This is a genomic window from Luteitalea sp. (assembly GCF_044337415.1).
GTDB lineage: Bacteria > Acidobacteriota > Vicinamibacteria > Vicinamibacterales > Vicinamibacteraceae > Luteitalea.
Genome location: NZ_JBIINP010000353.1, coordinates 1 through 3,150, shown reverse-complemented (window position 1 = coordinate 3,150; position 3,150 = coordinate 1). Strand labels below are relative to the sequence as shown.

General features: G+C 70.2%; 3 protein-coding genes. 2 read left to right on the top strand and 1 reads right to left on the bottom strand.

All coding sequences use genetic code 11. The features are described from left to right. Together ACIRDX_RS22180 and ACIRDX_RS22175 are read left to right on the top strand one after the other, a co-directional pair. The coding region (locus ACIRDX_RS22180; protein WP_396627596.1) for a M20/M25/M40 family metallo-hydrolase at nucleotides 1-364 on the top strand (364 nt) is incomplete at its 5' end. Continuing rightward, nucleotides 361-1,698: a Zn-dependent hydrolase gene (locus ACIRDX_RS22175; RefSeq protein WP_396627595.1), complete on the top strand. Its 1,338-nt coding sequence runs from the start codon at nucleotides 361-363 to the stop codon at nucleotides 1,696-1,698. The genes ACIRDX_RS22180 and ACIRDX_RS22175, both read left to right, overlap by 4 nt. A 73-nt stretch (nucleotides 1,699-1,771) precedes the next feature. Here the strand turns inward: ACIRDX_RS22175 and ACIRDX_RS22170 are convergent. Beyond that, on the bottom strand, nucleotides 1,772-3,150 hold a 1,379-nt coding region (locus ACIRDX_RS22170), incomplete at its 5' end, for an aminopeptidase P N-terminal domain-containing protein (protein ID WP_396627594.1).

Here is a 3,150-nt window from a genome sequence, read left to right as displayed (position 1 = left end):
CGACGTGAAGGCCACCATCGAGCGCGTGACCGACACGAAGGGTCTCGTGGTGACGCAGATTGGCGAGGCGTTCCCGAGCCCCGCCTCGCCGCTCCGCGACGACGTCACGGCGGCCGTGACCGCGGCGGTGCAGGCGCGCTACCCCGGCGTGCCGGTCATCCCGTACATGGCCGCGTACGCGACCGACGGCCGCGAGGTGCGCTCCGCAGGCATCCCGACGTTCGGCGTGATGGGCTTGTTCATGAAGGACAGCGACCAGTTCGCGCACGGGCTGAACGAGCGGGTGCCCGTCGAGCAGTTCTTCGGCGCCCTCGAACACTGGAAGACGATGCTGAGCCACCTTGCGGGACGCACACGCCCATGACCTCATCTCCTGCCCACGACATCTCCCGTCGCGCCTTCGGGATGACGGTGCTCGGCACTGGCCTCGCGAGCCTGGCGTGGACTCGCACGGCATCGGCACGACAGGCGGGTCCGCCGCGCGTGGACGGCGCCCGCATCAACGCGCGGATGGCCGAGCTGCGCCGCTACGGCGGCACGCCGGCGGGCGGCACGCATCGCCTCGGTTACAGCGACGAAGACAAGCAGGCGCGCGTCGTCGCCGCCGGATGGATGCGCGAGGCCGGACTCGAGCCGGTCACCGACGTGGCGGGCAACCTGATCGGCAGGCGTGCGGGCACCGACGCGTCGCTGAAGCCGCTGCTCTTCGGATCGCACGTCGACTCGGTCCCCGACGGCGGCAACTACGACGGCCCCGTCGGCCTGCTCGCGGCCATCGAGGTGGCGCACACGTTGCGCACGCGCGGCATCGCGCTGCGGCATCCCATCGAAGTCACGCTGTGGGCCAACGAGGAGGGCGGCCTGTCCGGCAGCCGCGCGGTGAGCGGCCAGTTCGAGGCTTCGGAGCTGTCGCGCGCCACGGCGAGCGGCAAGACCGTCGAGGAAGGCATCCGCTTCCTCGGCGGTGACCCGCGGCGCCTCGCGGAGGCGCGTCGCGCGCCGGGAAGCATCGCCGGCTACCTCGAACTGCACATCGAGCAGGGCGGGCGGCTCGAGGCCGAGCGCGTCGACATCGGCATCGTGGAGGGCATCGTCGGCATCCGCCGGTGGGACGTGACGATCACCGGGTTTGCCAACCATGCCGGGGCGACGCCGATGGACAGGCGACAGGATGCGATGCTCGCCGCAGCGCGGTTCATCGACATGGTGAACCGGGTGGTGCGGGCACGGCCGGGTCGGCAGGTCGGCACGGTGGGCCGGATCGAAGCCCGCCCCGGCGCGCCCAACGTCATCGCGGGCACGGTCACCTGCTCGCTGGAACTCCGGGATCTCGACGAGGGCGTCACCACCGCGCTGTTCCAGGACATCTCGCGCGAGGCGGTCCGGATTGGCGAAGCGACTGGCACGACCTTCGCGTACGCCGACATCCACCGAACGGTGCCGGCGCCGAGCGATCCGCAGATGCGCGCCCTCATCGAGACCTCGGCGAAGGCGCTCGGGCTCTCGACGAAGGTGATGCCGAGCGGGGCCGGGCACGACGCGCAGGCCATGGCGCGCCTCGGCCCGATGGGGATGATCTTCATCCCGAGCGTGGGCGGCATCAGCCACTCGCCGAAGGAGTTCTCGCACCCCGAGGACATCACCCGAGGCGCCGATGTGCTGCTCGGCGCGGTGCTCGCCGCCGACGCGGCGAGATGAACGCGTCAATGCGGCTGCGTTTGAGGTAGGGCGCGGTGTCCTCACCGCGCCGCTTCCCCTCGGCGAGGCGTCCCTACCGGCTCTTCATGAAGCGCTCGACTTCCTCGATGGTCCGCGGCACCGTCGAGGAGAGGCTCGTGAGGCCGGTCTCGGTGAGCAGGAACGAATCCTCGATGCGAATCCCAATCTGCGCGTACTTCTGCACCGCCGGCAGCACCGCCGCCTTGAAGGCGCGGTTCTCGGGCGTGTCGGGGAGCTGGTCGAGGGCCTGGGGCCGGATGTAGAGCCCGGGTTCGACGACGAAGGTCATGCCGGCCGCGAGCGGGCGCGCGTAGTCGCCCACGTCGTGCACGTCCATGCCGATCCAGTGGCAGATGCCGTGCGTGTACCACGTGCGGAACTGGTCGCCCGTCGCGTCGGTGATCAGCCCCAGCTTCAGCAGGCCCGCCTTGATGACGACCTCTGCGGCCTTCTCCACGTCGACGGTCCGGTTGCCGATGCGGGCCGCGCGCATGCCGGCCTCCTGCGCCTCGAGCACGAGCCGGTAGATGTCCTTCTGCGCCTCGGTGTACGTGCCGCTGATCGGATAGCTGCGCGTGATGTCGATCGTGTAGCCGTCGTAGCTGCCCGCCGCGTCCACGAGCAGGATCTCGCCGGCCTGCATCTGCCGGCTCGATGCGCCGTAGTGGAGGATCGTCGCGTTGGGCCCGCTGCCGACGATCGACGGGTACCCCGGGTTCATGGCGCCGTTGGCCAGGTAGACCTGCTCGATCGCCGCCTCGACCTCGTACTCGAAGCGGCCCGGCCGCGCGGCTTTCATGCCGGCCTTGTGCGCGTCGCTCGAGATCACGCCGCTCCTGGTCATGATGGTCTGCTCGAACGACGTCTTCACCTGTCGCAGTTCGGCGATGAGCGGGAACGTGTCGACGAAGGCGACGTTGAGGAAGCGGTCGCGCGCCTTCGCGGCGAACTCGTAGGGCGCGGTCAGCGGCGCCGAGGGCGCGGGACGCGGCCCGAACGGCAGCGCAAGCCGGGCACGATTGGCAGCCACGGCATCGAAGAACGTGTCGAACTCGGTCGACGCCTCGTTGCGCCTGAGGCCGTACACGCGCTTGTTGAACAGCGCCGTGATGAAGGGCTCGAACTCGCTGGCGAGGTAGACGGTCCTGATGCCGCTGTGTTCAGTGGCCTCCGCCTTCGTGAGCGTGTGGCCCTCGCGGTGCTCGCGCAGGGCGTTGGCCTCGCGGACGAACAGCACCTCGCGCATGGCCTTCGCGCCAGGCACCAGGACGAGGATGGTGTCGGGCTGGTCGATGCCGGTGAGGTACAGCAGGTGGCTGTCCTGCCGGTACTCGTAGTCGACGTCGAGGGAGTACACCCGCTCGGGCGCGCTCCAGACGATGGCGACGGCGTCGGGGCCGAGTCGTTCCATCAGGCGGGCCCGTCGCGCCG